The following is a 24,140-nucleotide window of genomic DNA, read 5'->3' as shown; positions in this document are numbered from 1 at the left end:
AGCACCCGAGGGAGACGACGTTCGATGGGTTTTGTTCGCGGCAAGACGGTCCTGGCGACCACGCTGGTTGTCACCGGCGGTCTGCTCCTCTCCGCCTGCGGCGGCCTGCCCTTCTCGGGCAACTCGACCCCTCGCGCGACGACGGCGCAGCAGGGCATCGGCGTCAACGCCTATCTGTGGCGCGCCACGCTCGACACCCTCAGCTTCATGCCGCTCCTGACCGCCGATCCGTGGGGCGGCGTCGTGAACTATGACTGGTACGTCAATCCGCAGACGCCGAATGAGCGTTTCAAGGCGACCGTCTTCATCCTCGACACCCGCCTGCGCGCCGACGCCCTGAACGTCACCGTCACCAAGGAAGTCCGCGGCGCCGCCGGCGAATGGACCGCCTCGCCCGTAGCCGCCCAGACCGAGGCCGATCTGGAAAACGCGATCCTGACCAAGGCGCGCCAGCTCAACCTTTCGAACGCGGGCTAAAAACCGCTAGAACACCGCCCTCCTTCGGGTCCTCCGACAGGAGCCGCCCGAAGGAATCCCGTGTCCGCCTCTCCGACCCGCTACGATCCCAAGACCGCCGAGCCGCGCCAGCAGGCGCGCTGGGCCGATGCTGACGCCTTCGTCACGAAGGATACGGGCCGTCCGAAGTACTATGTCCTTGAAATGTTTCCCTATCCTTCGGGGAACATCCACATGGGTCACGCCCGCAACTATGTGATGGGCGACGTGGTCGCTCGCCATAAGAGGGCTCAGGGCTTCGATGTCCTGCACCCGATGGGCTGGGACGCCTTCGGAATGCCGGCCGAAAACGCCGCCATGGAGCGCGGCATCCACCCCAAGGGCTGGACCTACGACAACATCGCCTCGATGCGCGCCCAGCTGAAGCTGCTGGGCCTGTCGCTGGACTGGTCGCGCGAGTTCGCGACCTGCGATCCGGAATACTACGGCAAACAGCAGGCCTGGTTCCTGGAGCTGTATCGGCGCGGGCTGGTCTATCGGAAGGACGGGGTCGTCAACTGGGACCCGGTCGACAACACCGTCCTGGCCAATGAACAGGTCATCGACGGGCGCGGCTGGCGCTCGGGCGCCGTGGTCGAGAAGCGCAAGCTGAACCAGTGGTTCCTGCGCATCACCGACTATGCCGACGACCTGATCGAAGGTCTGGCGACCCTGGACCGCTGGCCCGACAAGGTCCGGCTGATGCAGGAAAACTGGATCGGCAAGTCGAAGGGCGCGACCCTGTGGTGGGACATCGCCGAAGCCCCGGCCTTCCTGCCCGCCTCGCCTGACGGTGAACCGAACCATGCGCGGGACCCGATCGAGGTCTACACCACCCGACCCGACACATTGTTCGGCGCCAGCTTCATCGCCCTGGCGCCCGACCACCCCCTGACGAAGGCGATCGCCGAACACCGGCCGGACGTGGCGACCTTCGTGAAGGCCTGCGCCCAGACGGGCACCTCGGAAGCCGATATCGAGAAGGCCGAGAAGCTTGGCGTCGACCTGGGCGTCCGCGTCCGCCATCCCTTCGATCCGGACAAGACCCTGCCCGTCTGGGCGGCCAACTTCGTCCTGTCGACCTATGGCTCGGGCGCCATCTTCGGCTGCCCGGCCCACGACCAGCGCGACCTGGACTTCGCCCGCAAATATGCGCTGCCGGTCACCCCGGTGGTCAAGCCCGATGACGCCGAAGACGTCGAGATCGGAACCGAGGCCTATGTGGGCCCCGGCCGGATCGTGAATTCGGACTTCCTGAACGGCCTGTCGATCGAGGAGGCCAAGGCGGCCGCCATCGCGAAGATCGAGGCTGCAGGACAGGGCAAGGGCGCGACCATCTATCGCCTGCGCGACTGGGGCGTCAGCCGCCAGCGCTACTGGGGTTGCCCCATCCCCATCGTCCACTGCCCGTCGTGCGGCGTGGTCGAGGTTCCGGCCGATCAGCTGCCGGTCGTCCTGCCCGACGACGTGACCTTCGACGTGCCCGGCAACCCGCTGGACCGGCATCCGACCTGGAAGCACGTCAAATGCCCGTCCTGCGGCACGGACGCCGTGCGCGAGACCGACACCCTCGACACCTTCGTCGATTCCAGCTGGTACTTCGCCCGCTTCACCGATCCGACGGCGGCCGAGCCGATCAACAAGGACGCCGCCGACCGCTGGCTGGCTGTCGATCAGTATATCGGCGGCGTCGAGCACGCGGTCCTGCACCTGCTCTACGCCCGCTTCATCACCCGGGCCCTGTCGGACGCCGGCATGCTGTCGGTGAAGGAACCGTTCGCCGGCCTGTTCACCCAGGGGATGGTGGTCCACGAGACCTACCGCCGGGAGGACAGCGCCTGGGTCGAACCGACCGATGTCGAGCTGACAAACGATGCGGGCAAGCGCAGCGCCCGTCAGCGCTCGACAGGGGAGACGCTGATCATCGGCGACATCGAGAAGATGTCGAAATCCAAGAAGAACGTCGTCGCGCCCCAGGAAATCCTGGACTCGCACGGCGTGGACGCCGGCCGGCTGTTCGTCCTGTCCGACAGCCCGCCGGAGCGCGACGTGCAATGGACCCCCGGGGGCGTCGAGGGCGCCAGCCGCTTCGTCCAGCGCGTCTGGACCCTGTTCGACGGCTACGACGCCGATGCGGCCGGCGATCCGGCCGCGGACGCCCTGCTGCTGAAAGAGACCCACAAGGCCATCAAGGCCGTGTCGGAGGGGGTCGAAGGCTTCCGCTTCAACTCCGCCATCGCCAAGCTCTACGCCTTCGTCGCCACGATCCGGGATCACGACGGCGCGTCCGGCAAGGCGCGACGCGAGGCCCTGTCGGCCTTGGCGCGTCTGGTCGCACCCTTCACGCCCCACGTGGCTGAAGAGGGCTGGACCCGTCTGGGCGAGACCGGAATGGTGCTCGACGCCCCTTGGCCCGTCTTCGACCCGGCCCTGGCCGCCGACGACGAGGTCGTCCTGCCCATCCAGATCAACGGCAAGCGTCGCGGCGAGATCACGATGCCGCGCGGGGCCGATGCCAAGGCCGTGGAGGCCGAGGCGCTCGCCAACCCGGCCGTTCAGGCCTATCTGGAAGCCAACGCTCAATCGATCCGCAAGGTGATCGTCGTGCCCGACCGCATCGTCAACCTGGTGGCCGGCTGAGATGTCGCTCCGCAGCCTGTCAGTCCTTGCGGCCGTCTCCCTGCTGCTGGCCGGGTGCGGGTTCACGCCCCTGTATGGCGACGCGGGCGGCTCCCCGTCGCTCAGCCGGATTTCCGTGACGACCCAGGACGACCGCCTCGGCTATCGTCTGCGCGAGCAGCTCGAGGACGCCCTCGGCTGGAACCGCAACGCCGCGCCCCTCTACCGGCTCGAGACCCTCGCGCAACAGAACCGCCGTCCGCTGGGCCGCCGGATCGACGACACCGCGACCCGCTATGAGCTGACCGTGCGCGGGGCCTGGACCCTGACGCCGGTCTCGGGCGGCGCGGCCCTGACAGGGACGGAGACGGTGACCACCACCTACGCCGCCGCCGACCAGCCCTATGCCGCCATCGCGGCCCAGCAGGACGGCGAGGACCGCGCGGCGGCCGAACTGGCCCGGCTGATCCGTGTCGACCTGATGCGGGCCCTGTCCGCCCCATGATCCTGGCCAAGCGGCCCGAGGTGGACCGCTTCCTGGCGAAGCCGGACGCCGGGATCCGCGCCGCCGTCATCCACGGCAAGGACCGCTCCGGCGTGGCCGAGCGCGCCGAGGTCCTGTGCAAGGCCATCACGCCCGACCTTAACGACCCGTTCAATGTCACCCTGCTGACCGACAGCGACATCGACGGCGACGAGGCCCGGCTGGAGGAGGCCCTGACCGCCCTCAGCATGATCGGGGGACGCCGGCTGGTCCGGGTCCGTCTGGGCGGCGACAAGGCCTCCGTCGACAAGATGCTGGCGGGCGCGCTCAAGAGCCACGCCGAGGGCCTGTTCAACCCGGACTGCATGCTGGTGGTCGAGGCGGGCGCGCTGGGGCGTGATTCGGCGCTCCGCAAGGCCGCAGAGGCCGGCAAGGGCTCGGTGGGCATCGCCTGCTACGAGGACGAGGCTGGCGACATCGCCCGCATGACCCGCGAGGCCCTGGCCGTCGACAAGGTCGGCCTGACCACCGACGCCCTGGCCGCCTTCGTGTCCCGCCTGCCGCGCGAACGCGGCCTGATGCGTCAGGAGATCGAGCGGCTGGCCCTCTATGTCGGTCCGGGTTCCGGCCGCACCATCGATGTCGAGGAGCTGGAAGCCCATCTGGGCGTCGAGGCGGACGCCTCCCTGTCCGACGCGGCGCTGCAGGCCTTCGGCGGACGCCCCGCACCGGCCCAGGGCGGGCTGAGACGCGCCCTGGCCGAGGGCGAGAGCGCCGTCATGGCGGTCCGCTCCGCCTCGATCCACCTCGGCAAGCTGCGCCGCATCAATGTGCTTCAGAACGCAGGCGCCGGGGCCAAGGAGGCCGCCAAGGCCGCCGGCGTCTTCTGGAAACAGGAAAACGAGATGCTGCGTCAGGCCCGCGCCTGGCGTCTCGAAGAGCTCGACGTCGTGCAGGACAGCGTCAACACCGCCGACGTCGCCACCAAGACGACCGGCATGCCCGAACACCTGATTGCCGAACGTCTCCTGCTGGAAATCGCCGCCAGGGCTCGCCGCTTGGGGCTCTAGGGCCGATCGACACGGCGCGAACTGCAGTTTTCCGCACAAATGGCCGTAGCCATCATCGTCGAAGTCACCAAATCCCGCCGTCTTGGCCTAGTCGAAATCGCCTCGTACTAATCGTTCTGCGCTTCGCCCGGCATTGACCGCAATCAGCCCCGCTTCGAGGCCTTTCTGAACGCAGGTTTGGCCATGGCCGCGCTCTTGAGAGCGGCGATCTTCTCCGGGTGCTGGCCAGCCTTGAAGGCCGGGCCACCCGCCTTGCCTGAGGCTTGCTTCGCCGCGAGGACGCGTTTCAGGGCTTCGGCGGGGGTCTCGGGCGTATCGGTCATGCCCTCACCCTAGCACACGACCGTCTCAGGCGCGCATCAACCGCCGGCAGAGATCGTCCAGCTGCTCCAGGCTGGCGTAGGACAGGGTGAGTTCGCCCTGCCCGCCCCGGTCCGCCAGAGAAACCTTGATGCCCAGCGCATCGGCCAGATCCTGTTCCAGGGCCGCGATGTCGGGCGAGACCGGGCCTTGCGCGCCTGCTGCCTTGCCCGCCTTCGGCGTCTTCTCGTCCTGCGACTTGCGGGCCAGGGCCTCGGCCTGACGGACGTTCAGGCCCTGGTCCACGACCTGATCGGCCAGGGCGTCGGGATCTTTCGCCGTCAGCAGGGCGCGGGCGTGACCGGCGGACAGACGTCCCTCCAGCACATGGGCCCGGGCGCCCGGCGTCAGCTGTGTCAGGCGAAGCGTATTGGCGACGTGGCTCCGCGATTTGCCGACGATGCCCGCGACCGCGTCCTGGGTGCGGCCGAACCGCTCCATCAGCACGCCATAGGCTGCCGCCTCTTCCAGCGGGTTGAGATCCGCCCGCTGGACGTTCTCGATGATGGCGACCTCCAGCACCTCAAGATCGTCCATCTCGCGGACGATGATCGGCACCTCTGTCAGGCGGGCGGCCTGGGCGGCGCGCCAGCGGCGTTCGCCGGCGATGATCTGCCAGACGCCGTCCTCGCCGGGCTGCTGACGCACCAGGATGGGCTGCAGAACGCCCTTGTCCCGGATCGACTGGGTCAGCTCGTCGTGCTCGGCCTTGGTGAACAGCTTGCGCGGCTGGTCCGGGTTCGGCTTCAGGCTCTCGATCGGCGCGGACAGCACGCCGGTCGGCAGAACCGCGCCCGGCGCGACCGATACGGGCTCGGCGACCGCTTCACCCATAAGGGCGGACAGGCCGCGGCCCAGACCTCTTTGACGTTCAGACAAACTCTTGATTCCGTATCGTTATCAGGCGGCGAGACGGCGGCGTTCGCGACCGACCACCTCCTTGGCGAGACGCAAGTAGGCCTGGCTGCCCGTGCATTTCAGATCGTAGATCAGCACCGGCTTGCCGAAGGACGGCGCCTCCGAAACCCGCACGTTCCGGGGGATGACGGCCTCATAGACCTTGTCCCCGAAGTGCGCCCGGACGTCCGCCGCTACCTGTCCAGACAGGGCGTTGCGGCGATCGTACATGGTCAGGACCAGACCCTGGATTTCGAGGGTCGGATTCAATGATTGACGTACCATTTCGATCGTCTTCATCAACTGCGTCAACCCTTCCAGGGCGAAGAACTCGCACTGCAGCGGGACGAGGACTCCGTCGGCGGCGGCCATGGCGTTGAGCGTCAGGAGGTTCAGGGACGGCGGGCAGTCGATCAGCACATAGTCATACCCGGTATGGCCGTCCGTGGCCTGGGCCGCCAGCGCGTCCCTCAGCCGATAGGAGCGGCGATCGGCCTGGCTGAGCTCGATCTCGACGCCCGACATGTCGGCGTCGGCCGGGATGATATGCAGCCCGGGTACGGCCGTCGGCACCGCCGCGTCATGCACGGACCGCCCGTCCACGATCACGTCATAGATGGTGATCCGGCGCGTTTCACGTGGAACGCCCAGCCCCGTCGAGGCATTGCCCTGCGGGTCCATGTCGACGATCAGGACCTTCTCGCCGATGGCCGCGAGCGCCGTGCCGAGGTTGATTGCGGTCGTCGTCTTGCCCACTCCGCCCTTCTGGTTGGAGACCGCCAGGACGCGCGGAGCCTTCTTGAGGGAGGGCTGGGTCATACTAACCACGTTGCTGATTTCCACGGGGGCGGAGGCTCCGGACGGTGACGATGCGGCCCCTCGGATCGCTGCGCGAGACCGAAAGCTCAGCTTCGACATGCCAAGAGTTGGCGGCGTTCTGCAACTCGGTCTCTGCCTTCTCTCCCTTGAGAAACAGACCTTGTGCACCGCGAGACAGGTACGGCTGTGCATAACCCAGAAGCTTTTCCATCGGCGCCACGGCGCGCGCAGTGACGACATCGACTTTCAGCGCCTGTTCCTCCGCCCGTCCCCAGACGACGGTGGCCGGCAGGGCGAGTTCATCAACGATGGTCTGCAGGAAGCGGCAGCGCTTCTGCAGGGAATCGATCAGCCAGACGTGGGCGTCCGGCCTGCCCTTCACGAGGATGGCCAGGATTACGCCGGGAAAACCCGCTCCCGCGCCGAGGTCCGCCCAGGTCCGCGCGAAGCCGGCCAGGTCAAGCAGCTGGGCTGAATCCCAGGCATGACGGTTCCAGAAGTCCGGCAGACTGTCGGGCCCGACCAGGTTCATGACTGCATTGGCCTCGGTCAACATGACCCGAAATCGTTCGAGGTCGGCCATCCGCTCCGGCCAAGCGCCGGTCGCCTTCTGAAATTCCTCGGCGGTCATCAGGCTGCGATCGCCGCTTTCTTGACGTGCGAAAGAAGCGCCGTCAGTGCACCGGGCGTCACACCCTCGATCCGCCCTGCCTGCCCCAGGGTGCGAGGCTGGACGAGCGACAGCTTCTCACGGACTTCGTGCGACAGACCGCCGATGGCCGCGTAGTCGAGATTGGCCGGCAGCGTCAGGGCCTCCTCCCGGCGCAGGGCCTCGGCGTCTGCCGTCTGGCGATCCAGGTATCCCGCATAGCCCGCGTCGATCTCGACCTGATCGCGCACGGCCGGGCTCCAGTCGCCGATGACCGGGAAGGCTGCAGCGAAGGCCGAGAGGTCGACGCCCGGATAGGCCAGCAAGTCCCGCATCGAACGGCGCTGTCCATCGGGATTCACGGAAATGCCCAGGGCCTGAGCCTCCTTCGGCGTAAACGTCGTCCCGCGGGCGAGGGCTGTCGCATCGGCCAGGGCGGCCGACTTGAGCTCAAAGGCATCGCGACGCTCCGCAGACACGATCCCGGCCTCGATACCGATGGGCGTCAACCGTTGATCGGCGTTGTCGGCCCGGAGAGTCAACCGGTACTCGGCGCGGCTCGTGAACATCCGGTAGGGCTCGGTCACACCCCGTGTGACCAGATCGTCGATCATGACGCCGATATAGGCCTGGTCCCGCCCCAGCACGATTTCCGGGGAGCCTCCGGCGGCGCGTGCCGCGTTCAGCCCGGCAATCAACCCTTGAGCGCCCGCTTCTTCATACCCGGTCGTACCGTTGATCTGACCGGCCAGATACAGTCCCGGACGCCGCTTGACCTCCAGGGCGGGAGTCAGTTCGCGCGGATCGACATAGTCGTATTCGATCGCATAGCCGAAGCGGAACACCTCGACCTTCTCGAGCCCCGGCATGGTGCGCAGGAAGGCGTTCTGCGTCTCCGGCGATACCGAGGTCGAGATTCCGTTCGGATAGACCGTCGGGTCATCCAGACCCTCTGGCTCCAGGAAGACCTGATGCGAGGTCTTGTCGGCGAAGCGGACGACCTTGTCCTCGATCGAGGGACAGTAGCGCGGACCGATGCCGGTCAGCTTTCCACCATAGACGGCGCTTTCGCCGAGGTTGGCGGCGATGATGGCGTGGGTGTCTGCCGTCGTGTGGGTGATGCCACAGGCGATCTGGGGCACGTCGATCCTGTCGGTCAGGAAGCTGAAGGGCACGGGTTCGGCGTCGGCCGCCTGCATCTCCAGCCGGTCCCAGGCGATGGTCCGGCCGTCGAGGCGGGCCGGGGTGCCGGTCTTGAGGCGGCCCATCTGCAGGCCCGCGCCATAGAGGTCGACGGCGAGTCCGGTCGACGACGCCTCGCCGTGGCGGCCGGCGGGGATCCGCTCATCGCCGCGATGGATGACGCCGTTGAGGAAGGTGCCTGTGGTCAGGACGACGGCGCCCGCGCGAAGGCTGACATCCTCGCCCGTGGTGACGCCCACGACGCGGTCTCCGTCGAGGATCAGGCTCTCTGCCGTCCCGGCCATCAGGGTCAGGTTAGGATAGTCGGCGAGCTCGGCCTGCATGGCCTCGCGGTAAAGGCGGCGGTCGATCTGGCTGCGAGGACCGCGCACGGCGGCGCCCTTTGACCGGTTGAGCAGACGGAACTGGATTCCGGCCTTGTCAGCGAGACGGCCCATCAGCCCGTCGAGCGCATCGATCTCACGCACCAGATGGCCCTTGCCCAGGCCGCCGATGGCCGGATTGCAGCTCATCTCGCCGATGGTCTCGAGCTTCTGGGTGAGCAGCAGGGTGCGCGCACCGGCGCGCGCGGACGCGGACGCGGCCTCGCAGCCCGCATGGCCGCCGCCGATCACGATGACGTCGAAGTTCGAAGGCGAGTTCATGGCGGGGGACATAGGGGAAAAGGGGTCCAAACGCCACCGATCGGCTGTTTCACGTGAAACAGCGGCCGATCACTTTCCGATGCAGAAGGTCGAGAAGACTTCGCCGAGGATGTCCTCGACTCCGATCGCACCGGTGACTCGACCCAGGGCGTCAGCGGCCCGGCGCAGGTCGTCGCCTGCGAGTTCCGGCGCAGCGCTCAGATTCCCTCGTGCGGCTGCGACGGCCGAGACCGCTTCCGACAGCCGCCGCCGGTGCCGCTCGCGGGTGACGGCCGGGAAGTCCGCACCGGACAGATCGCTGGCCAGTCGCGCGGCCAGCGCCTCATAAAGATCACCCAGGCCGTCGCCCGTCAGGGCGCTGACGGCGATCCCCTGTCCGGCTGCCGTGGCCAGGTCGGACTTGGTCCAGACGACGAAATCGTCGGATCTGGCGAAGGCGGCGGCCTCGCCTTCAGGGTCGCCCGGCGCGCGGATCCAGAGCCTAAGGTCTGCGGCTTCGGCCCGGGCGCGGGCCCGACGGACGCCCTCGGCCTCGACCACATCATCGCTCTCACGCAGACCGGCCGTGTCCGAGAGGGTCACGGCATAGCCGCCGATGACCAGATCGGCGTCGAGCACGTCTCGGGTCGTGCCGGCGACGGCGGTCACGATGGCGGCCTCCCGCTCGACCAACGCGTTGAACAGGGCCGACTTGCCCGCATTGGTCTCGCCGATCAGGACGATGCGATAGCCGTCGCGCACGCGGCGTCCGCGGTCGGCGTCGGCCAGGGCGGCGTTCAGGGCGGCGGTCAGTCGATCGAGCACAGGCCCGGCGGATCGGGCCAGATGGTCGGGCACGTCTTCGTCCGGAAAATCGATCTCGGCCTCAACGAGAGCGAGGGCCGTCAGAAGGTCCCGACGGAAGCCGGCATAGGTCTGGCTGAGCGCGCCGTCGAGTTGGCCCAGCGCCTGGGCCGCCTGGGCGGAAGTCTCGGCGTCGATGAGGTCTGCGACGGCCTCCGCCTGGGCCAGGTCCATACGACCGTTCTCGAAGGCCCGCCGGGTGAACTCGCCGGGCTCGGCGGGGCGAAGACCGAGATCGATCAGGGCCGATGAAACGGCGTCGATGACCGCCCGTCCGCCGTGCAGATGCAGCTCGGCGCAGTCTTCGCCCGTGTAGGACCTCGGACCGGGAAAGCGGAGAACGAGAGCCTGGTCTAACGCGGCACCGCCGTGGCCCAAGGTCCGCAGCGACGCGAGCCGGGGCTTGAGGTCGGGCGCACCCAGGGCGGCGAGGGTCTGATCGGTCGCCGGGCCGGAGAGACGCAGGACCGCGATGGCGCCGCGCCCGGGAGGCGTGGCGAGGGCGAAGACGGTGTCGGTCATGGGAACAGTGTCCTCCCTGTCGGCGAAGCCGATGGGGAGGTGGCTCGCAGCGAAGCGAAGAGACGGAGGGGTTGTTTCCGCCATCCAGACCCCCTCCGTCTGCTCGCGAAGGGCTCGCATCCACCTCCCCTTCGCTGCGCGACAGGGAGGAGACGACGGGCAGTCACTTCGGCGTGGTGACCGCCGCCTGCATCAGTTGCCGGAACTGGTCCTGCGCCTGAAGGCCGAAGCTGGTCCAGGTCTTCATCAGCTCCTCGGGCTGCATGGCGGACATGTTGGCGTCCATCCGCTTCTGCATTTCGGCGACCAGATGATCGTTTAGCGGCGCGACATCCGGCAGACCCAAGAAGGCCCGCGCCTCGGCCGGGGTGCACTCGACTTCCACATTCACCTTCATCGCGGTCTCCCTGTTTCACGTGAAACATAGAGCGAATCCCCGGGGCGGTCGCCCCTAGGTATTCATCGACTGGAAGAAGTCGGCGTTGTTCTTCGACTGGCGCAGCTTGTCGAGCAGGAATTCGATCGCGTCCTGCGGGCCCATCGGGTTCAGGATGCGGCGCAGGACATAGGTCTTGGTCAGCTGATCCTTCGGCGTGATCAGCTCCTCCTTGCGGGTGCCGGACTTCAGCACGTCGATGGCCGGGAAGATGCGCTTGTCGGCGACCTTGCGGTCCAGCACGATCTCGGAGTTGCCGGTGCCCTTGAACTCTTCGAAGATCACCTCGTCCATGCGCGAGCCGGTATCGATCAGGGCGGTGGCGATGATGGTCAGCGAGCCGCCCTCCTCGACGTTCCGCGCCGCGCCGAAGAAACGCTTGGGCCGCTGCAGGGCGTTGGCGTCGACGCCGCCCGTCAGGACCTTGCCCGACGACGGGACCGTGGCGTTGTAGGCACGACCCAGGCGCGTAACGGAGTCCAGCAGGATGACGACATCCTTCTTGTGCTCGACCAGGCGCTTGGCCTTTTCGATCACCATTTCGGCGACGGCCACGTGGCGGGTCGCCGGCTCATCGAAGGTGGAGGCGACGACCTCGCCCTTCACCGTCCGCTGCATGTCGGTGACTTCTTCGGGACGTTCGTCGATCAGAAGCACGATCAGCGAGACCTCGGGGTGGTTGGCCTCGATCGACTTGGCGATGTTCTGCAGCATCACCGTCTTGCCGACCCGCGGCGGGGCGACGATAAGGCAGCGCTGGCCCTTGCCGAGCGGGGCGACGATGTCGATCACCCGGCCCGAACGGTCCCGCAGGGTCGGGTCCTGGATTTCCATGGTGAGCCGCTCGTTGGGATAGAGCGGAGTCAGGTTGTCGAAATTGACCTTGGTGCGGACCGTCTCCGGGTCCTCATAGTTGATGGTGTCGACCTTGAGCAGGGCGAAGTAGCGCTCACCCTCGCGGGGGCCCCGGACGGCGCCGTGCACCGTGTCGCCCGAACGCAACCCGAAGCGACGGATCTGGGACGGCGACACATAGATGTCGTCCGGACCCGGCAGATAGTTGGCGTCCGGCGAGCGCAGGAAGCCGAAGCCGTCCGGCAGCATCTCCAGCGTGCCGGAGGCGATGATCTCGACCTCCTCGTCGGCCAGGGTCTTCAGGATGGCGAACAGCAGGTCCTGCTTGCGCAGGTTGGAGGCGTTCTCAATCTCCAGCTGTTCGGCGAAGGCGACCAGTTCGACCGGCGTCTTGTCGTTCAGTTCCTGAAGCGTGATCCGGCCGGAGGGGACGACGGGTTCGCCGTCATCCTCGGCGCCCTCGGCGTCATCACCGATGTCGGCAGCCACATCGGCGTCGTTGGCTCCGTCCGCCTGAGAGCTGTCCTCGGCGGTTTCGGGCGTCACGCCCTCGAGCGCTTCAGCTTCAGGGACGATGTTGTCGGTGTCGCGGACGTCAGTCATGTCGGAACTCTGGATTCACGCCGTCACGACCCGGCGTCGAGGGACATCAGGCGGGGACGGATGCCCTCCGGTCAAGCCGGAGGATGACGGAGGCCTTGCGGCCGGGTGGGAGAGCGTCGGGTCCGAAGGCGGCCTTGAGCCAGGCGATCGGTCGGCGCGAAGAGAAGGGCAGCGCCGCGAACGACGCCTCACGGCCAGCGGAACCACATTCCGGGCCTGCGGGTCAAGCGTCGCGCGTCAGAAGGTCCACTCGGTCGTCACCGACAGGACCATGATGCTGGCCAGCACAAAGGGGATCTCGTTGGTCATTCGCCAGAACCGACCGGTCTTGGTCGACGTCCCGGCGGCGATCTTCTTGCGCTCGCCGGCAAGGAAGCCGTGCCAGCCGGCCAGGAGGAAGACGCCGACCAGTTTGGTCACCATCCAGGCCTCGGCGAGGAAGCTCCAGCCCCGCATCTCGACATCGAGCCAGATCAGCCAGCCGCCGAAGACGAAGGCCAGGACCATGGCCGGGTTGACGATGATGCGCAGCAAGCGGGTTTGCCACAAGCGTAACAGGGTCTGCATTTCCGACTTCAGCGGCTCGGCCTTGCCGTTCTGCTCGGCGTCATAGGCATAGAGCCGGGGCAGGAACAGCATCCCGGCCATCCAGGCGATCACCGCGAGGATGTGAAGCCCGCGTGCGAGATCGTACCCGTTCATGCCGCAGCCCCTTCGTCCTGGAATGGACAGGCCTTCCACCGCGCCTGGCAGCCGGGGCCGAACGGCGCGGCGCCGGTGCGGCCCAGACCATCCACGACAGCGGCGGCGAGCGTCTCGATGAAAGTCTCTGCCACGCCGACGGCTGGCGCGCGAAGGTAGGGGTGCACGCCCGCCTCATGGGCCAGTTCGCCGTATTCGATATCCAGTTCGACCAGGGTCTCGATGTGTTCGGAGACAAAGGCGATGGGGGTGACGACGACCCCGACTCCATCGGCCGCAGCCTGTTTGATCGCATCCGGCGTCGCCGGGCCCAGCCATTTCATCGGCCCGACGCGACTTTGATAACACAGGCTCCAGTCGGTCAGGCCCGCGGCCTCGGCGACGGCGGCGACCGTGCTCTCGATCTGCTCCTGATAGGGATCGCCTTGGGCCACCAATTTCTCCGGAATGCCATGGGCGGAGAACAGCACGCGCATCGACCGCCCAGGGTGGTCCCGGGCGGCCTCGGCCAGTTTCGCGCGGATGCCCTTGGCCTGGGCGTCGATCCATCCAGCGGCGCGGGGATAGCAGCACACGGCGCGCGATTGGCCCGGTCCAGCGTAGGCGGCAACCCAGGCCTTCAGCGACGATTGGGTCGTGGTGGTCGAGAACTGAGGGTAGAGCGGAAGAAGGACCAGTTCGTCCGGTCCGAAGGCGGCGACATCGGTCGCGGTCTCCTCCGTCATCGGATGCCAGTAGCGCATGGCGAGGAAGCTCTTCACCTCGTCGCCGGGCAGAAGGGCGGCGAGGCGGGTGTCCAGCGCCGCCATCTGTTTGAGGGTCTCGGCCTTCAGGGGCGAGCCGCCGCCGGCGTCCATCATCGCGTAGTTGGCCTGTGCGCTCTTCTCGCGACGCGAAGAGATCAGTCTGGCCAGCGGCGTTCGGGCGAAACCGGGCAGGCCGATAATCGCCGGATCGTTGAACAGGTTGAACAGGAAGGGGCGAACCGAGGCGGCGTCGTCCGGCCCGCCCAGATTGAACAAGACGACTGCGATGCGTTTGCCGGCCATTGGTCTTCCTACTGTGCGCCCAGGCGCTTCAGCACCCGTTCGACATGGGCGATCGGCACATCCGGCAGGATGCCGTGGCCGAGATTGAAGATCCATGGACCCGCGCCCCAGGCCTCGACAAGCTGATCGACCCTGCGGTCCAGAGCCGCACCGCCGGCGCGGAGCAATAGCGGATCGAGCGCGCCCTGGATCGGCTTGATCTTCTGAACCTGTTGGCCACGCTCCAGCGAACAGGCGGTATCCAGCGCCACACCCTGAACATCGACCTCACGCGCATAGCGTTCGGCATGCAGGGCTGACCCGCGCGGGAAGCCGATCAGGGGGACGGTGACGCCCAGTTCCCTCACGCGGGCGACCAGCTTCCTGTGCGGCCGCATGACCAGCCGTTCGAACAGATCGTCAGGCAGCCCTTCGGCCCAGCTCTCGAAGATCTTCAGGGCGTCGGCGCCGGCGTCGGCCTGCATCTTCAGATAGCGGGCGGTGGCCTCGACCAGAACGTCCAGAACCGCATCGACCCGCTCGGGATCGGAATAGGCATACGAACGCGCCTGAGCCCGCTCGCCCTTGCCCATCGTGTTGTGGTGACCGTCCAGCATATAGGTGGCGACGGTCCAGGGCGCTCCCGCGAACCCGATCAAGGCCCGCTCCGGATCCAGCTCGGCCCGCACCCGGCTGAGGGTTTCTCCGACCTGATGCAGATGCGCGCCTGCCTCTTCAGCCCGTTCGGCCATAGCGCCCGGAGACGGCATAAGGCCCAGTTTCGGTCCTTCACCCGTCTCGAACCAGACGTCCTGGCCCAGGGCCTGGGGAATCAGCAGGATGTCGGCGAACACGATGGCCGCGTCGAAACCGAAACGGCGCATCGGCTGCATCGTCGCCTCGGCCGCCATCTCCGGATTCAGGCAAAAGGCGATGAAGTCAGGAGCTTGGGCCCGCAAGGCCCGATACTCGGGCAGATAACGACCCGCCTGCCGCATGAACCAGACGGGAGGCCGCTCAAGGGTCTCACCCTGCAGGACCCGGATCAACGAAGGCGTATTGCTCATGACCCCGGCTCTACGAGGATGGGCGCATCCTCTCAACCCCGCGCTACTCCTCTTATCCTGATCAGAATCTTAGAATCTTTTGAGGAAGCAGGCAGAGGGCGGGACGACGGGGATGAATTCCGCCGGATCCCCACGCCGGACCGCATTGTCCCGAGCCCGTGCCCGCGCTCACGACCGACGGATGACAGCCTGTGGATACCGGGCAAAACCCTTAACAAACCCTTAACGGAAGGGCTCCCCGTCAGGCGTCTGGCCGGCGACCGGGTTGGGGGTCGTTTACCTTTCGTTAAGCATTTCCCCAGCCGTTCGAAGCAGGCCAGCGCGCCTTGGGATGATCCGGGAGCGGACGAGGCGTGCGGTCCACCGTCGTCCCCGCTCGCCGGGAGGTGAGGCCCGCGCTATAGAAATCGGCGCCCCCGCCTGGTCGGTCGGCGCCCCGCCCGCTCCACAGGATTCATCACCATTCGCACGCTAGCGCTTCGCGTAGTCCCCGGGCCGGGATGGGCCCAGCCTCGCCGGGATCCGGCATGAGCCCGGCGCGCCCGGCGGGGGCGTCGCGACTGGCGACCTATTTCCATGTTCATCTGGTCTCTGACTCGACGGGTGAGACGCTGAACGCCATGGCCAAAGCTGTGACGGCCCGTTTTGACGGGGTCATTCCGATCGAACACATCTACGCCCTCGTGCGCTCCGACAAACAGATGGAGCGGGTGCTGGGCGAGGTGGCCGCGGCGCCGGGCGTGGTTCTGCACACGATCGTCGATCGAGACCTGCGGGCGCAGCTCGAGGAAGGCTGCCGCGCACTGGACATGCCGCATATCGGGGCGCTGGACCCGCTGGTCGGGGCCCTCTCCCGTTATCTGGGGGCGGCCCTGTCGACCCGGGTCGGGGCCCAGCACGCCCTGGACCATGACTATTTCAACCGCATCGGAGCGCTGGACTACGCGATGGCCCACGACGACGGTCAGGGCACGGCCGAACAGCTGGAGGGCGCCGATGTCGTCCTGGTCGGAGTGTCGCGGACGTCGAAGACCCCGACCTGCATCTATCTGGCGCACCGCGGCGTCCGCGCGGCCAATGTACCTCTGGTCCCGGGACAGGAGGACGGAGAGCGGCTGGTGGGGCTGAAGAACCCGCTGATCGTCGGCCTGACGGTGTCGCCCGACCGGCTGGTCCAGATCCGGCGAAACCGGCTGGACGGGCTGAACGCCACCCATGCCTCCTCCTATGTCGAGCCCGACGCGGTGCGTGAGGAGACGATCAAGGCCAGACGGGCGTTCGAGCGCCGGGGCTGGCCGACCATCGATGTCACCCGCCGGTCGATAGAGGAGACTGCGGCGGCTATCCTGAACCTGCTCAATGAACGTCGCACGCGCCGCTTGGGGGCCTCCTGGTGAGCGAAGTCGCCGAACGTCTGATCCTCGCCTCCCGCAGCGCCGCCCGACGGGCCATGCTGACCGGCGCCGGCGTCCCTTTCACCGCCCTCGACGCCGGGGTGGACGAGGATGCGATCAAGACCTCGCTCGCCGGCGTCGATCCGGCCGAACTCGCGCTGGAGCTTGCGCGAGCCAAGGCGCTCGCCGTGTCCCGCCACGATCCGGAGGCCTGGGTCCTGGGCTCTGACCAGACGCTGGATCTCGACGGCGGGATGATCTCGAAGGCGCCGACCCTGGCCGTGGCGCGGGAACGACTGCATGCCCTGCGCGGGCGCACCCACCATCTGAATTCCGCAGCGGCCCTGGCCAACAACGGCGCGGTGGTCTGGTCGGGCGTCGACACGGTCCGGATGACCATGCGTCGGTTCTCCGACGACTTCCTCGACGCCTATCTGGAGGCGGAGGGCGACGGGCTGCTGGGCTCGGTCGGCTGCTACCGGCTGGAGGGGATGGGGTCCCAGCTCTTCGACCGGGTCGAGGGCGACTATTTCACCGTCCTCGGCATGCCCTTGTGGCCCGTGCTGAATGAGCTGCGCCGGGCCGGAGTGATCCGCACATGAGCAAGGCCCGCATTACCGGCGCCGTGAAGGTCGGCGGCATCGTCGGCAACCCCGTGGCCCACTCGCTGAGCCCCGTGATCCACAACTACTGGATCGAGGCCGCCGGGCTGGACGCCTCCTATGTCGCCTTCTCGCCAAAGGATGCTGCCGGGTTCGAGACTCTGGTCGCAGCCGGCCGCGCCGGTCTTCTGAGCGGCGTCAACGTCACCGCCCCCTTCAAGGAACAGGCCTTCGCCCTGGCCGATACGGCTTCTGAGACAGCGCGCGACAGCGGATCGGCCAATATCCTCGTCTTCCGCGACGGTCGGGTTTTCGCCGACAGCGCCGACGGCCAGGGCCTGTTGCGCGCCTTGCAGCAGCAGGCGCCGAAACTGTCCCTGGCCGGATCGACGGTGGTCATGCTGGGCGCGGGAGGGGCCGCGCGCGCCGCCGCTGCGACCCTCGCGGGCGCCGGAGCCCAGGTCCGGATCGTCAACCGCAGCCGTGACCGGGCCGAGGCGCTGGCCGCCGATCTCGGGGGATCGGTCGCGGTCGCCGAGGGTCCGGCGGCTTTCGAGGGGGCGGTCCTGATCGTCAACGCCCTGACCGTCAGGCCTGAGATCGATCTGGCTGCGCTCGACCGGTCCGTGACGGTCATGGACATGACCTACAAGCCGGTGATCACGCCCTTCCTTCAGGCGGCTCGCGATGCAGGATTGGTCGCTGTGGACGGTCTGGCCATGCTGATCGGCCAGGCGGCGCCGTCGTTCGAGGCGATCTTCGGCGTCGCCCCGCCGAATCTGGATCCGAGGCCCTTTCTTCTCGCTCATTTGGGAGGGTCCCCTCCTGGAGGGTCCCTGTGATCCTGCTGGGCCTGACCGGTTCGATCGGCATGGGCAAGTCGACGACCACGGCCATGTTCGCCACGCATGGCGCGGTGGTCTGGAACGCCGACGACGCCGTCCACGCCCTCTATGCGGCCGGTGGCGCGGCGGTCGAGCCGATCGGCGAGGCCTTTCCGGGTGTGGTCGTGGACGGCACGGTGGACAGGACGCGGCTGGCCCAGGCGCTCGGCCACGACGACACGGCCTTCAAACGGCTCGAAGCCATCGTCCATCCGCTGGTCGCGGCCGGGCGGCTGGCCGATCTGGAGACGGCGAGGGCGGCAGGGGTCAAGCTGGCGGTGCTCGACATTCCCCTGCTGTTCGAAACCGGCGGAGACCGGGCCGTGGATGCCGTCGTTGTGGTCACCGCCGACGCCCAAACCCAGCGCCGTCGGGTCCTCGCCCGTCCCGGCATGACCGACGCCCGGTTCGAAGCCATCCTGGCGCGCCAGATGCCGGACGCTGAAAAGCGCCGCCGCGCCGACTTCGTCATCGATACCGGCCGGGGTCTGGAGGTCGCTCGCGCCCGGGTCGCGGAAATCGTGGGGATCGTTCAGTCGCCGGACTGGAAACGGCCCGTCCGGAGGGTTTCAGACCCCGCCGAAACACCCCATTAAACCGGCATGTCCCGCGAAATCGTTCTCGACACCGAAACCACCGGCTTCGACCCCCGCACGGGCGACCGGCTGATCGAGGTCGGCTGTATCGAGATCATGGACCTGTTGCCGACCGGCCGGACCTTCCACCGCTTCGTCAATCCGGAACGGCTGATCCCTCCGGATGCGACCCGGGTCCACGGCATCACCGACGACAAGGTCAGGGGCGCGCCGAAATTCGCCGAGATCGTCATCGACCTGATGGACTTCATCGGTGACGCGCCCGTGATCGCCCACAACGCCCAGTTCGACCGCAACTTCATCGACCATGAATGCGGCCGCTGCGGCCAGGCCCTGCTGCACGAGACCCGCTGGATCGACACCCTGCAACTGGCGCAGAAGCGCTGGCCGGGCATGCCCAACTCGCTGGACGCCCTGTGCAAACGCTACAAGGTCAGCCTGGCGGATCGCTCGTTCCACGGCGCCCTGATCGACGCCCGCCTTCTGGCCGAGGTCTATCTGGAGCTGAAGGGTGGCAAGGAACGGGTTCTGGACCTGTCGAGCCGCCGCGAGAGCCAGGCGGCCGCCGCCCATGCCGCCGCCGGCGGCTATCAGCCACGTCCACGCCCGCTGAGCCCGCGCATCCGCCTGGAAGAAGCCGAGGCGCATCGCGCCTTCCTTCTGGCGACCCTCAAGGATCAATCTCTCTGGGCCGGCTACGGGCTCGAGGTCGTCGAGCCCGCTGCTCAGCCTTAGGCCACGCCGCCTTGCTGGGCCTGCTGCTGCTGGCGCGCCGTATAGATGCCGGCGAAGTCGATCGGATCCAGCATGAAGGGCGGATAGAAGCCGCCGTCTGCTGATGCGCGCGAGATGATTTCGCGCGCATAGGGGAAGAGGTAGCGCGGGCATTCGATCAGCAGCATGGGCTCGATGTCCGCCTCGGGGATGCCGGTCAGCTGGAACAGGCCGCCGTACAGCAGCTCGACCTGGAATACCCGCATGGTATCCGTCGAGGCCTTGATCGACAGCTTGATGTCGACCTCGAACAAGCCGTCGGGACGGCCTTGTGCGTTGAGCTCGACGCCCATGTCGATCTGGGGCTTGCCGTCCATGCGCAGGCTGTCCGGGGCTTTCGGATTCTCGAACGACAGATCGCGCACGAACTGGGCCAGGATGCGGAAGCCCGGGACGGGGGGCTGTTCGGTCGGGGCCGAGCCGTTGGCGTCGGCGGGCGAGACGTCGGTCATGGAAGCGGAACCGTTCAAAATGGCGGAAAAGCGAGGCGCCGCGACTAGCATCCGCCTGATCGCCTCGCAACTTGGCTCTTTCGGGCGCTAAAGCGCGCCGCGCGGCGGCGCACAGCTTGAGCGGCTCCTTGTAGGCGCTACCGCTCGCCGTACGACGCCTCGCTGCTTGAGCGCCAGGGGTCGCGGCGGCATGTCACAACTCGCCCGGGATGCGCCGCGCCTTGCGCGCGCCCATATCAGACCGTAATCGTCCCGTCCGACGCGCCCGGCCCTCTTGGCCGGGATCAGGACGCCATCCAGGGATACCCCGTGCCGGTACAGTTCCAGCTCGTCATCTTCGCCGTGATCGCCGCGGTCGTCCTCTTCCAGCTCTATAACGTGCTGGGCAAGAAGGTCGGCCGGCAGCCGCAGGAAGACGCCAAGACACCCGCCCTGCCCGCTACGGGCGCCACCGGCCCGGAGGCCCAGGTCCGGGTGCCGGCGCTCGACGCTGCGACCATGGCCGCCGCCGCCTCACTGCGCGCTCGCGACCCGGCCTTCGACCCCGCCAAATTCATCGAAGGGGCCCGCCAGGCCTATGAGACCATCGTGCGCGGCTACGCCTCGGGCGATCGCGCCGCGCTGAAGCCTCTGCTGACGCCCGCCGTGCTGGAATCCTTCGAGACCGGCATCGCCGCCCGCGAAACCCGGGGGGAGACCGAACAGGTCGAGTTCCTGCACCCGCCACGGGCCGACCTGGAACTGGCCTCCGCCGAGGGGGACCGGGCCGTGGCCAAGGTCCGGTTCCTCGCCGAAATCCGCTCGAAAATCCTGCTGCCCGAAGGCGAGGCGACCCCGGGCGCTCCGGCCGAACCCCGCATCGAGGAACGCCGCACGGCCGAGCACTGGACCTTCGAACGGTCCCTGGGCGCCGCCGACCCCAACTGGGTCCTCGCCCGCGTCGAACCCGCCAACGCCTAGGGGCGGCCACGTCTTGGGACTCGACCTGAGGCTGGCTCTGGCAGGCGTGCTCCTGCTTCTGGCCGGGTGTGCGACCTCGACGATCGAGCCGCCCGAGCCGCCCGAGCCGCCTGCCGGTCCCGTCGCTCCGCCAGCCCAGGTCTCGACCCTCCCGGGTCCCCAGTCCCTGCCGAGATGGGACGACGAAGATCATCTCGCCGCCTTCCAGGCCTATGCCGAGACCTGTCACGTCGCGCGTGAAGCCGGCGCCGTGCGCCAGTGCGAGCGCGCCCAACACATCAGGCGGACCTCGCGGCCGGTGACGCCGTCGATGGCGCGGGCCTTCTTCGAGGCCGGCTTCGCGGTGGTCGAAGCCCGGCCCGCCGAGGGCCGGTCGCCCCTGTTGACCGCCTATTTCGCCCCGGAATATGAGGCGCGTCGCAACCCCGACCGGGTGTTCGACACTCCCGTGCTCGGCCGGCCCGCCGGCTGGTCGCGTGGCCAGGTTCTGGATGAACGTTCGGTGATCGAGGCCGGCCCGCCGCCATCGCCTCCACTGGCCTGGATGCGAGCCGAGGACCTGTTCTTCCTCCAGATCCAGGGCTCGGGCTACCTGACTTTCGAGGACGGAGCCCAGGCCCGCGCGGCCTATGCCGCCGACAACGGCCGGACCTTCGTCGGCATCGCCCGGCCGATGGCGGAGCGCGGTCTTTTGCCGGCCAACGGAACCTCGGGCGAGGCGATCCGGGGTTGGCTGGCGGCGCATCGGGGGCCGGAGGCGCGGGCGATCACGGCCCTGAACCCCCGCTACATCTATTTCGCGCTCGATCCCGACGACGGCGGACATCCGGCGGGGGCGGCCGGCGTTCCCCTGCCGGCGCGGCGGGCCATCGCGGTGGATCCGGCCAGCTGGACCTATGGCGACCTGGTGTGGATCTCCGCCGGCGCCGGCAATCTGGTGGGGGCGTTGCACGGCTACACCGGTCTGGTCATGGCGCTGGACACGGGCTCGGCCATTCGCGGTCCGGTTCGGGCTGACCTCTATATGGGCCGGGGCGAGGCTGCGGGGGCGGAGGCCGGGGCGGTGAGGCATCCATTGCGGATGTGGCGGTTGATCCCGCATCCATGATCCGGGCCGAAATCGCCGCGCGTTAGGGTTTCCGGCGGAAAGCGCCTAGATGGGCGGCGGATTCGCCGCCTGGCCATCCCTCCCATGACATCCCCGACCGTTCGCACGCCGCAGCCCCTCACGGAGCGCGTCCTCGAACGCCTCGTTTATCGCAGCGACGCGGTCAGCGAGGCCGAAGGGCCGATGGACCTGTCCGGGATCGTGGCGACCTCTGTGCGCAACAACGGCCGCCGCCGGATCACCGGCGCCCTGGCCCGCCAGTCCGGAACCTTCGTCCAGGTGCTGGAGGGCGATCCTGAGGCCCTCACCGCCCTGATGGCCGACATCGAGGCTGACGAACGGCATCGCAATGTGCGCGTCCTGGCCCGCTGGCCGGTTCAGGCCCAGCTGTTCCTCGGCTGGGCCATGGTGCTGGTCGACACCCGAAAACTGTCGCCCCACCTGTCCAAACTGTTGTCCCAGACGGGCTCGGGCGCCCAGGTTACGGGCGTCATCGCCGAGCTGGCCAACGCCCGCCTGGGTTCGATGGTCTAGGCTAGCGGCGCAACCCGCCCAGAATGCCCCGCAACAACTCCCGCGTCAGGGTCGAGCCCGCCGTGCGCAACACCGACTTGGTCAGGGCCTCCATCGGCGTTTGACGGTTCGACTTGCGCGGGGCCCTGGGCGTGGGCGGAGCTTTCGGAGTAGCCGGAGCACGCCCCTGCGGCACGGGCTTCGCGGCCGGTGCGGTCGCAGCCTTCGTTTGTTCGTGGCGGGCCGCGAGGATTTCCTCGGCGGACTCGCGGTCCACGACGGTGTCGTAGACGCCCTTCACCGGGCTGGCCGCCATGACGGCCGCGCGTTCGACATCGGTTGCGGGACCGAGGCGGCTGTCCGGCGGACGGATCAGGGTGCGGGCGACAATGCGGGGCGCCCCCTTCTCATCAAGGGTCGAGACCAGGGCCTCGCCGGTGCCCAGCGCCTGTATGGCGTCGGCCGTATCGAAGGTCGGATTGACGCGGAAACTGTCCGACGCCGCCTTCAGGCCGCGCTGATCGGACGGGGTATAGGCGCGCAGCGCATGCTGGATGCGGTTGCCGAGCTGGGCCAGGACGCTATCAGGAATGTCGGCGGGGTTCTGGGTGATGAAATAGACCCCGACGCCCTTCGACCGGATCAGGCGCACGACCTGTTCGACCTTTTCCAGCAGGGGCTTGGGCGCGTCCCTGAACAGCAGGTGGGCCTCGTCGAAGAAGAAGACCAGGCGCGGTTTTTCCGGGTCGCCGATCTCGGGAAGCTGTTCGAACAGCTCCGACATCAGCCACAGCAAAAAGGCGCCATACAGGCGCGGGCTGTTCATCAGCCGCGTCGAGTCGAGCACGTTGACCTGACCCCGCCCGTCCAGCGACGTCCGCATCATGTCCGTCAGCTTCAGCGCCGGTTCGCCGAAGAAGGCGTCCCCGCCGTCCTGTTCCAGCTGCAACAGGGCGCGCTGGATCGAGGCGATGGAGGCCGGGGCGACATTGCCGACCTCGCGGCCGATGCGGGCGGCGTTCTCGGCGACATAGACCAGCATGGATCTCAGGTCGTCGAGATCGAGCAGCAGCAGGCCTTCCTTGTCGGCCACATGGAAGGCGACGGTCAGGACGCCCTCCTGCACATCATTGAGGTCCAGCATCCGCGCCATCAGCAGCGGGCCGATCTCCGACACGGTCGCCCTGACCGGGTGCCCCTTCTGGCCGTAAAGGTCCCAGAACACCGTCGGCGAGGCCTTCGGGGCCAGGGCCAGGTTCATCCCGGCGGCGCGGGCCAGCAGTTTTTCGTTCGGGGTTCCGACCTGGCTGATGCCCGAAAGGTCGCCCTTCACATCGGCGCAGAAAACGGGAACGCCCATCTCGGAGAAGCCCTGGGCCATGATCTGAAGCGTGACGGTCTTGCCGGTGCCGGTCGCGCCCGCGATCACCCCGTGCCGGTTGGCCCGGTTCCACAGCAGGATCTCGCGCTGAGGCGTCTCCCCGTCGGCGGACTGGCCGAGAAACAGGCCGGGGTTTGTGGCGACGTCGGTCATGCGGATCTCCTTGCCCGATGCTTAGCG

General features: G+C 67.9%; 25 protein-coding genes. 12 read left to right on the top strand and 13 right to left on the bottom strand.

Going from position 1 to position 24,140, the window contains the following annotated elements:
- The first annotated feature begins 24 nt into the window (after positions 1–24).
- The 4 genes from RMO01_RS00500 to holA are packed head-to-tail and all read left to right on the top strand — an operon-like array spanning position 25 to position 4,668.
- A complete protein-coding gene (locus RMO01_RS00500) occupies positions 25–477 on the top strand; it encodes a DUF3576 domain-containing protein (RefSeq protein WP_309627089.1) in 453 nt (150 codons plus the stop codon).
- A gap of 60 nt (positions 478–537) precedes the next feature.
- Positions 538–3,135: a leucine--tRNA ligase gene (gene leuS / locus RMO01_RS00495; RefSeq protein ID WP_309627088.1), complete on the top strand. Its 2,598-nt coding sequence runs from the start codon at positions 538–540 to the stop codon at positions 3,133–3,135.
- Between the two features lies 1 nt (position 3,136).
- Positions 3,137–3,619: an LPS assembly lipoprotein LptE gene (gene lptE / locus RMO01_RS00490; protein WP_309627087.1), complete on the top strand. Its 483-nt coding sequence runs from the start codon at positions 3,137–3,139 to the stop codon at positions 3,617–3,619.
- Positions 3,616–4,668: a DNA polymerase III subunit delta gene (holA, locus tag RMO01_RS00485; RefSeq protein WP_309627086.1), complete on the top strand. Its 1,053-nt coding sequence runs from the start codon at positions 3,616–3,618 to the stop codon at positions 4,666–4,668. Before lptE ends, holA begins: the two co-directional genes overlap by 4 nt.
- A gap of 143 nt (positions 4,669–4,811) precedes the next feature.
- Here holA and RMO01_RS00480 read toward each other — a convergent pair whose 3' ends face one another.
- The 11 genes from RMO01_RS00480 to hemE form a co-directional block, all read right to left on the bottom strand.
- A complete protein-coding gene (locus RMO01_RS00480; protein ID WP_309627085.1) occupies positions 4,812–4,991 on the bottom strand; it encodes a hypothetical protein in 180 nt (59 codons plus the stop codon).
- A 25-nt stretch (positions 4,992–5,016) separates the two neighbouring features.
- On the bottom strand, positions 5,017–5,907 hold the full coding sequence (locus RMO01_RS00475; protein ID WP_309627084.1) for a ParB/RepB/Spo0J family partition protein: 891 nt from the start codon (positions 5,905–5,907) through the stop codon (positions 5,017–5,019).
- Positions 5,908–5,928: 21 nt separating this feature from the next.
- On the bottom strand, positions 5,929–6,744 hold the full coding sequence (locus RMO01_RS00470; protein WP_309627083.1) for a ParA family protein: 816 nt from the start codon (positions 6,742–6,744) through the stop codon (positions 5,929–5,931).
- A 1-nt stretch (position 6,745) separates the two neighbouring features.
- Complete coding sequence (gene rsmG / locus RMO01_RS00465) at positions 6,746–7,375, bottom strand: 16S rRNA (guanine(527)-N(7))-methyltransferase RsmG (RefSeq protein ID WP_309627082.1); 630 nt, start codon at positions 7,373–7,375, stop codon at positions 6,746–6,748.
- On the bottom strand, positions 7,375–9,240 hold the full coding sequence (gene mnmG, locus RMO01_RS00460) for a tRNA uridine-5-carboxymethylaminomethyl(34) synthesis enzyme MnmG (RefSeq protein WP_309627081.1): 1,866 nt from the start codon (positions 9,238–9,240) through the stop codon (positions 7,375–7,377). The genes rsmG and mnmG overlap by 1 nt, the downstream gene beginning before the upstream one ends.
- 69 nt (positions 9,241–9,309) lie before the next feature.
- Entirely contained in the window at positions 9,310–10,605 is a 1,296-nt protein-coding gene (gene mnmE / locus RMO01_RS00455; RefSeq protein ID WP_309627080.1) for a tRNA uridine-5-carboxymethylaminomethyl(34) synthesis GTPase MnmE, read from the bottom strand.
- 163 nt (positions 10,606–10,768) lie between these two features.
- Positions 10,769–11,002 (bottom strand): DUF6489 family protein, encoded by a 234-nt coding sequence (locus tag RMO01_RS00450; protein WP_309627079.1) that lies wholly within the window; start codon positions 11,000–11,002, stop codon positions 10,769–10,771.
- Positions 11,003–11,056: 54 nt separating this feature from the next.
- A complete protein-coding gene (gene rho, locus RMO01_RS00445; RefSeq protein ID WP_309627078.1) occupies positions 11,057–12,499 on the bottom strand; it encodes a transcription termination factor Rho in 1,443 nt (480 codons plus the stop codon).
- A 237-nt stretch (positions 12,500–12,736) separates the two neighbouring features.
- A complete protein-coding gene (locus tag RMO01_RS00440; protein ID WP_309627077.1) occupies positions 12,737–13,201 on the bottom strand; it encodes a CopD family protein in 465 nt (154 codons plus the stop codon).
- On the bottom strand, positions 13,198–14,250 hold the full coding sequence (gene hemH, locus RMO01_RS00435) for a ferrochelatase (protein ID WP_309627076.1): 1,053 nt from the start codon (positions 14,248–14,250) through the stop codon (positions 13,198–13,200). The genes RMO01_RS00440 and hemH overlap by 4 nt, the downstream gene beginning before the upstream one ends.
- Before the next feature lie 8 nt (positions 14,251–14,258).
- Positions 14,259–15,296 (bottom strand): uroporphyrinogen decarboxylase, encoded by a 1,038-nt coding sequence (gene hemE, locus RMO01_RS00430; RefSeq protein ID WP_309627075.1) that lies wholly within the window; start codon positions 15,294–15,296, stop codon positions 14,259–14,261.
- A gap of 527 nt (positions 15,297–15,823) precedes the next feature.
- Here hemE and RMO01_RS00425 point away from each other — a divergent pair.
- The 5 genes from RMO01_RS00425 to dnaQ are packed head-to-tail and all read left to right on the top strand — an operon-like array spanning position 15,824 to position 19,507.
- Positions 15,824–16,693, top strand: a complete 870-nt coding sequence (locus RMO01_RS00425; protein WP_309627074.1) for a pyruvate, water dikinase regulatory protein — start codon at positions 15,824–15,826, stop codon at positions 16,691–16,693.
- A complete protein-coding gene (locus tag RMO01_RS00420; RefSeq protein ID WP_309627073.1) occupies positions 16,690–17,292 on the top strand; it encodes a Maf family protein in 603 nt (200 codons plus the stop codon). Before RMO01_RS00425 ends, RMO01_RS00420 begins: the two co-directional genes overlap by 4 nt.
- A complete protein-coding gene (locus tag RMO01_RS00415; RefSeq protein ID WP_309627072.1) occupies positions 17,289–18,134 on the top strand; it encodes a shikimate dehydrogenase in 846 nt (281 codons plus the stop codon). The genes RMO01_RS00420 and RMO01_RS00415 overlap by 4 nt, the downstream gene beginning before the upstream one ends.
- On the top strand, positions 18,131–18,772 hold the full coding sequence (gene coaE, locus RMO01_RS00410) for a dephospho-CoA kinase (RefSeq protein ID WP_309627071.1): 642 nt from the start codon (positions 18,131–18,133) through the stop codon (positions 18,770–18,772). The genes RMO01_RS00415 and coaE overlap by 4 nt, the downstream gene beginning before the upstream one ends.
- A 6-nt stretch (positions 18,773–18,778) precedes the next feature.
- Positions 18,779–19,507: a DNA polymerase III subunit epsilon gene (gene dnaQ, locus RMO01_RS00405; protein WP_309627070.1), complete on the top strand. Its 729-nt coding sequence runs from the start codon at positions 18,779–18,781 to the stop codon at positions 19,505–19,507.
- Here the strand turns inward: dnaQ and secB are convergent.
- Positions 19,504–19,998 carry a protein-export chaperone SecB gene (gene secB / locus RMO01_RS00400; protein WP_309627069.1) on the bottom strand — a complete coding sequence of 165 codons (495 nt, stop codon included), beginning with the start codon at positions 19,996–19,998 and terminating at the stop codon, positions 19,504–19,506. The genes dnaQ and secB overlap by 4 nt on opposite strands.
- Positions 19,999–20,307: 309 nt before the next feature.
- Between secB and timA the strand changes: the two genes are divergently transcribed.
- From timA to RMO01_RS00385, 3 genes are all read left to right on the top strand, one after another.
- On the top strand, positions 20,308–20,958 hold the full coding sequence (gene timA, locus RMO01_RS00395) for a TIM44-related membrane protein TimA (protein ID WP_309627068.1): 651 nt from the start codon (positions 20,308–20,310) through the stop codon (positions 20,956–20,958).
- A gap of 13 nt (positions 20,959–20,971) precedes the next feature.
- Positions 20,972–22,066 (top strand): MltA domain-containing protein, encoded by a 1,095-nt coding sequence (locus RMO01_RS00390; protein WP_309627067.1) that lies wholly within the window; start codon positions 20,972–20,974, stop codon positions 22,064–22,066.
- 84 nt (positions 22,067–22,150) lie between these two features.
- Positions 22,151–22,600, top strand: a complete 450-nt coding sequence (locus tag RMO01_RS00385) for a BLUF domain-containing protein (RefSeq protein ID WP_309627066.1) — start codon at positions 22,151–22,153, stop codon at positions 22,598–22,600.
- A 1-nt stretch (position 22,601) separates the two neighbouring features.
- On the opposite strand, the gene RMO01_RS00380 is transcribed toward RMO01_RS00385, so the two are convergent.
- Positions 22,602–24,113 carry a helicase HerA-like domain-containing protein gene (locus RMO01_RS00380; RefSeq protein ID WP_309627065.1) on the bottom strand — a complete coding sequence of 504 codons (1,512 nt, stop codon included), beginning with the start codon at positions 24,111–24,113 and terminating at the stop codon, positions 22,602–22,604.
- Positions 24,114–24,140: the final 27 nt, after the last annotated feature.

Source organism: Brevundimonas sp. (genome assembly GCF_031412435.1).
Taxonomy (GTDB): Bacteria; Pseudomonadota; Alphaproteobacteria; order Caulobacterales; family Caulobacteraceae; genus Brevundimonas.
This window is presented reverse-complemented; position numbering and strand designations above follow the sequence as displayed.

Coding starts and splice junctions, on each gene's coding strand:
- RMO01_RS00500 (WP_309627089.1), top strand. CDS start 25: ATGGGTTTTGTTCGCGGCAAGACGGTCCTGGCGACCACGCTGGTTGTC.
- lptE (WP_309627087.1), top strand. CDS start 3,137: ATGTCGCTCCGCAGCCTGTCAGTCCTTGCGGCCGTCTCCCTGCTGCTG.
- holA (WP_309627086.1), top strand. CDS start 3,616: ATGATCCTGGCCAAGCGGCCCGAGGTGGACCGCTTCCTGGCGAAGCCG.
- RMO01_RS00480 (WP_309627085.1), bottom strand. CDS start 4,991: ATGACCGATACGCCCGAGACCCCCGCCGAAGCCCTGAAACGCGTCCTC.
- RMO01_RS00470 (WP_309627083.1), bottom strand. CDS start 6,744: ATGACCCAGCCCTCCCTCAAGAAGGCTCCGCGCGTCCTGGCGGTCTCC.
- rsmG (WP_309627082.1), bottom strand. CDS start 7,375: ATGACCGCCGAGGAATTTCAGAAGGCGACCGGCGCTTGGCCGGAGCGG.
- mnmG (WP_309627081.1), bottom strand. CDS start 9,240: ATGAACTCGCCTTCGAACTTCGACGTCATCGTGATCGGCGGCGGCCAT.
- mnmE (WP_309627080.1), bottom strand. CDS start 10,605: ATGACCGACACCGTCTTCGCCCTCGCCACGCCTCCCGGGCGCGGCGCC.
- RMO01_RS00450 (WP_309627079.1), bottom strand. CDS start 11,002: ATGAAGGTGAATGTGGAAGTCGAGTGCACCCCGGCCGAGGCGCGGGCC.
- rho (WP_309627078.1), bottom strand. CDS start 12,499: ATGACTGACGTCCGCGACACCGACAACATCGTCCCTGAAGCTGAAGCG.
- RMO01_RS00440 (WP_309627077.1), bottom strand. CDS start 13,201: ATGAACGGGTACGATCTCGCACGCGGGCTTCACATCCTCGCGGTGATC.
- hemH (WP_309627076.1), bottom strand. CDS start 14,250: ATGGCCGGCAAACGCATCGCAGTCGTCTTGTTCAATCTGGGCGGGCCG.
- hemE (WP_309627075.1), bottom strand. CDS start 15,296: ATGAGCAATACGCCTTCGTTGATCCGGGTCCTGCAGGGTGAGACCCTT.
- RMO01_RS00425 (WP_309627074.1), top strand. CDS start 15,824: ATGAGCCCGGCGCGCCCGGCGGGGGCGTCGCGACTGGCGACCTATTTC.
- RMO01_RS00415 (WP_309627072.1), top strand. CDS start 17,289: ATGAGCAAGGCCCGCATTACCGGCGCCGTGAAGGTCGGCGGCATCGTC.
- dnaQ (WP_309627070.1), top strand. CDS start 18,779: ATGTCCCGCGAAATCGTTCTCGACACCGAAACCACCGGCTTCGACCCC.
- secB (WP_309627069.1), bottom strand. CDS start 19,998: ATGACCGACGTCTCGCCCGCCGACGCCAACGGCTCGGCCCCGACCGAA.
- RMO01_RS00385 (WP_309627066.1), top strand. CDS start 22,151: ATGACATCCCCGACCGTTCGCACGCCGCAGCCCCTCACGGAGCGCGTC.
- RMO01_RS00380 (WP_309627065.1), bottom strand. CDS start 24,113: ATGACCGACGTCGCCACAAACCCCGGCCTGTTTCTCGGCCAGTCCGCC.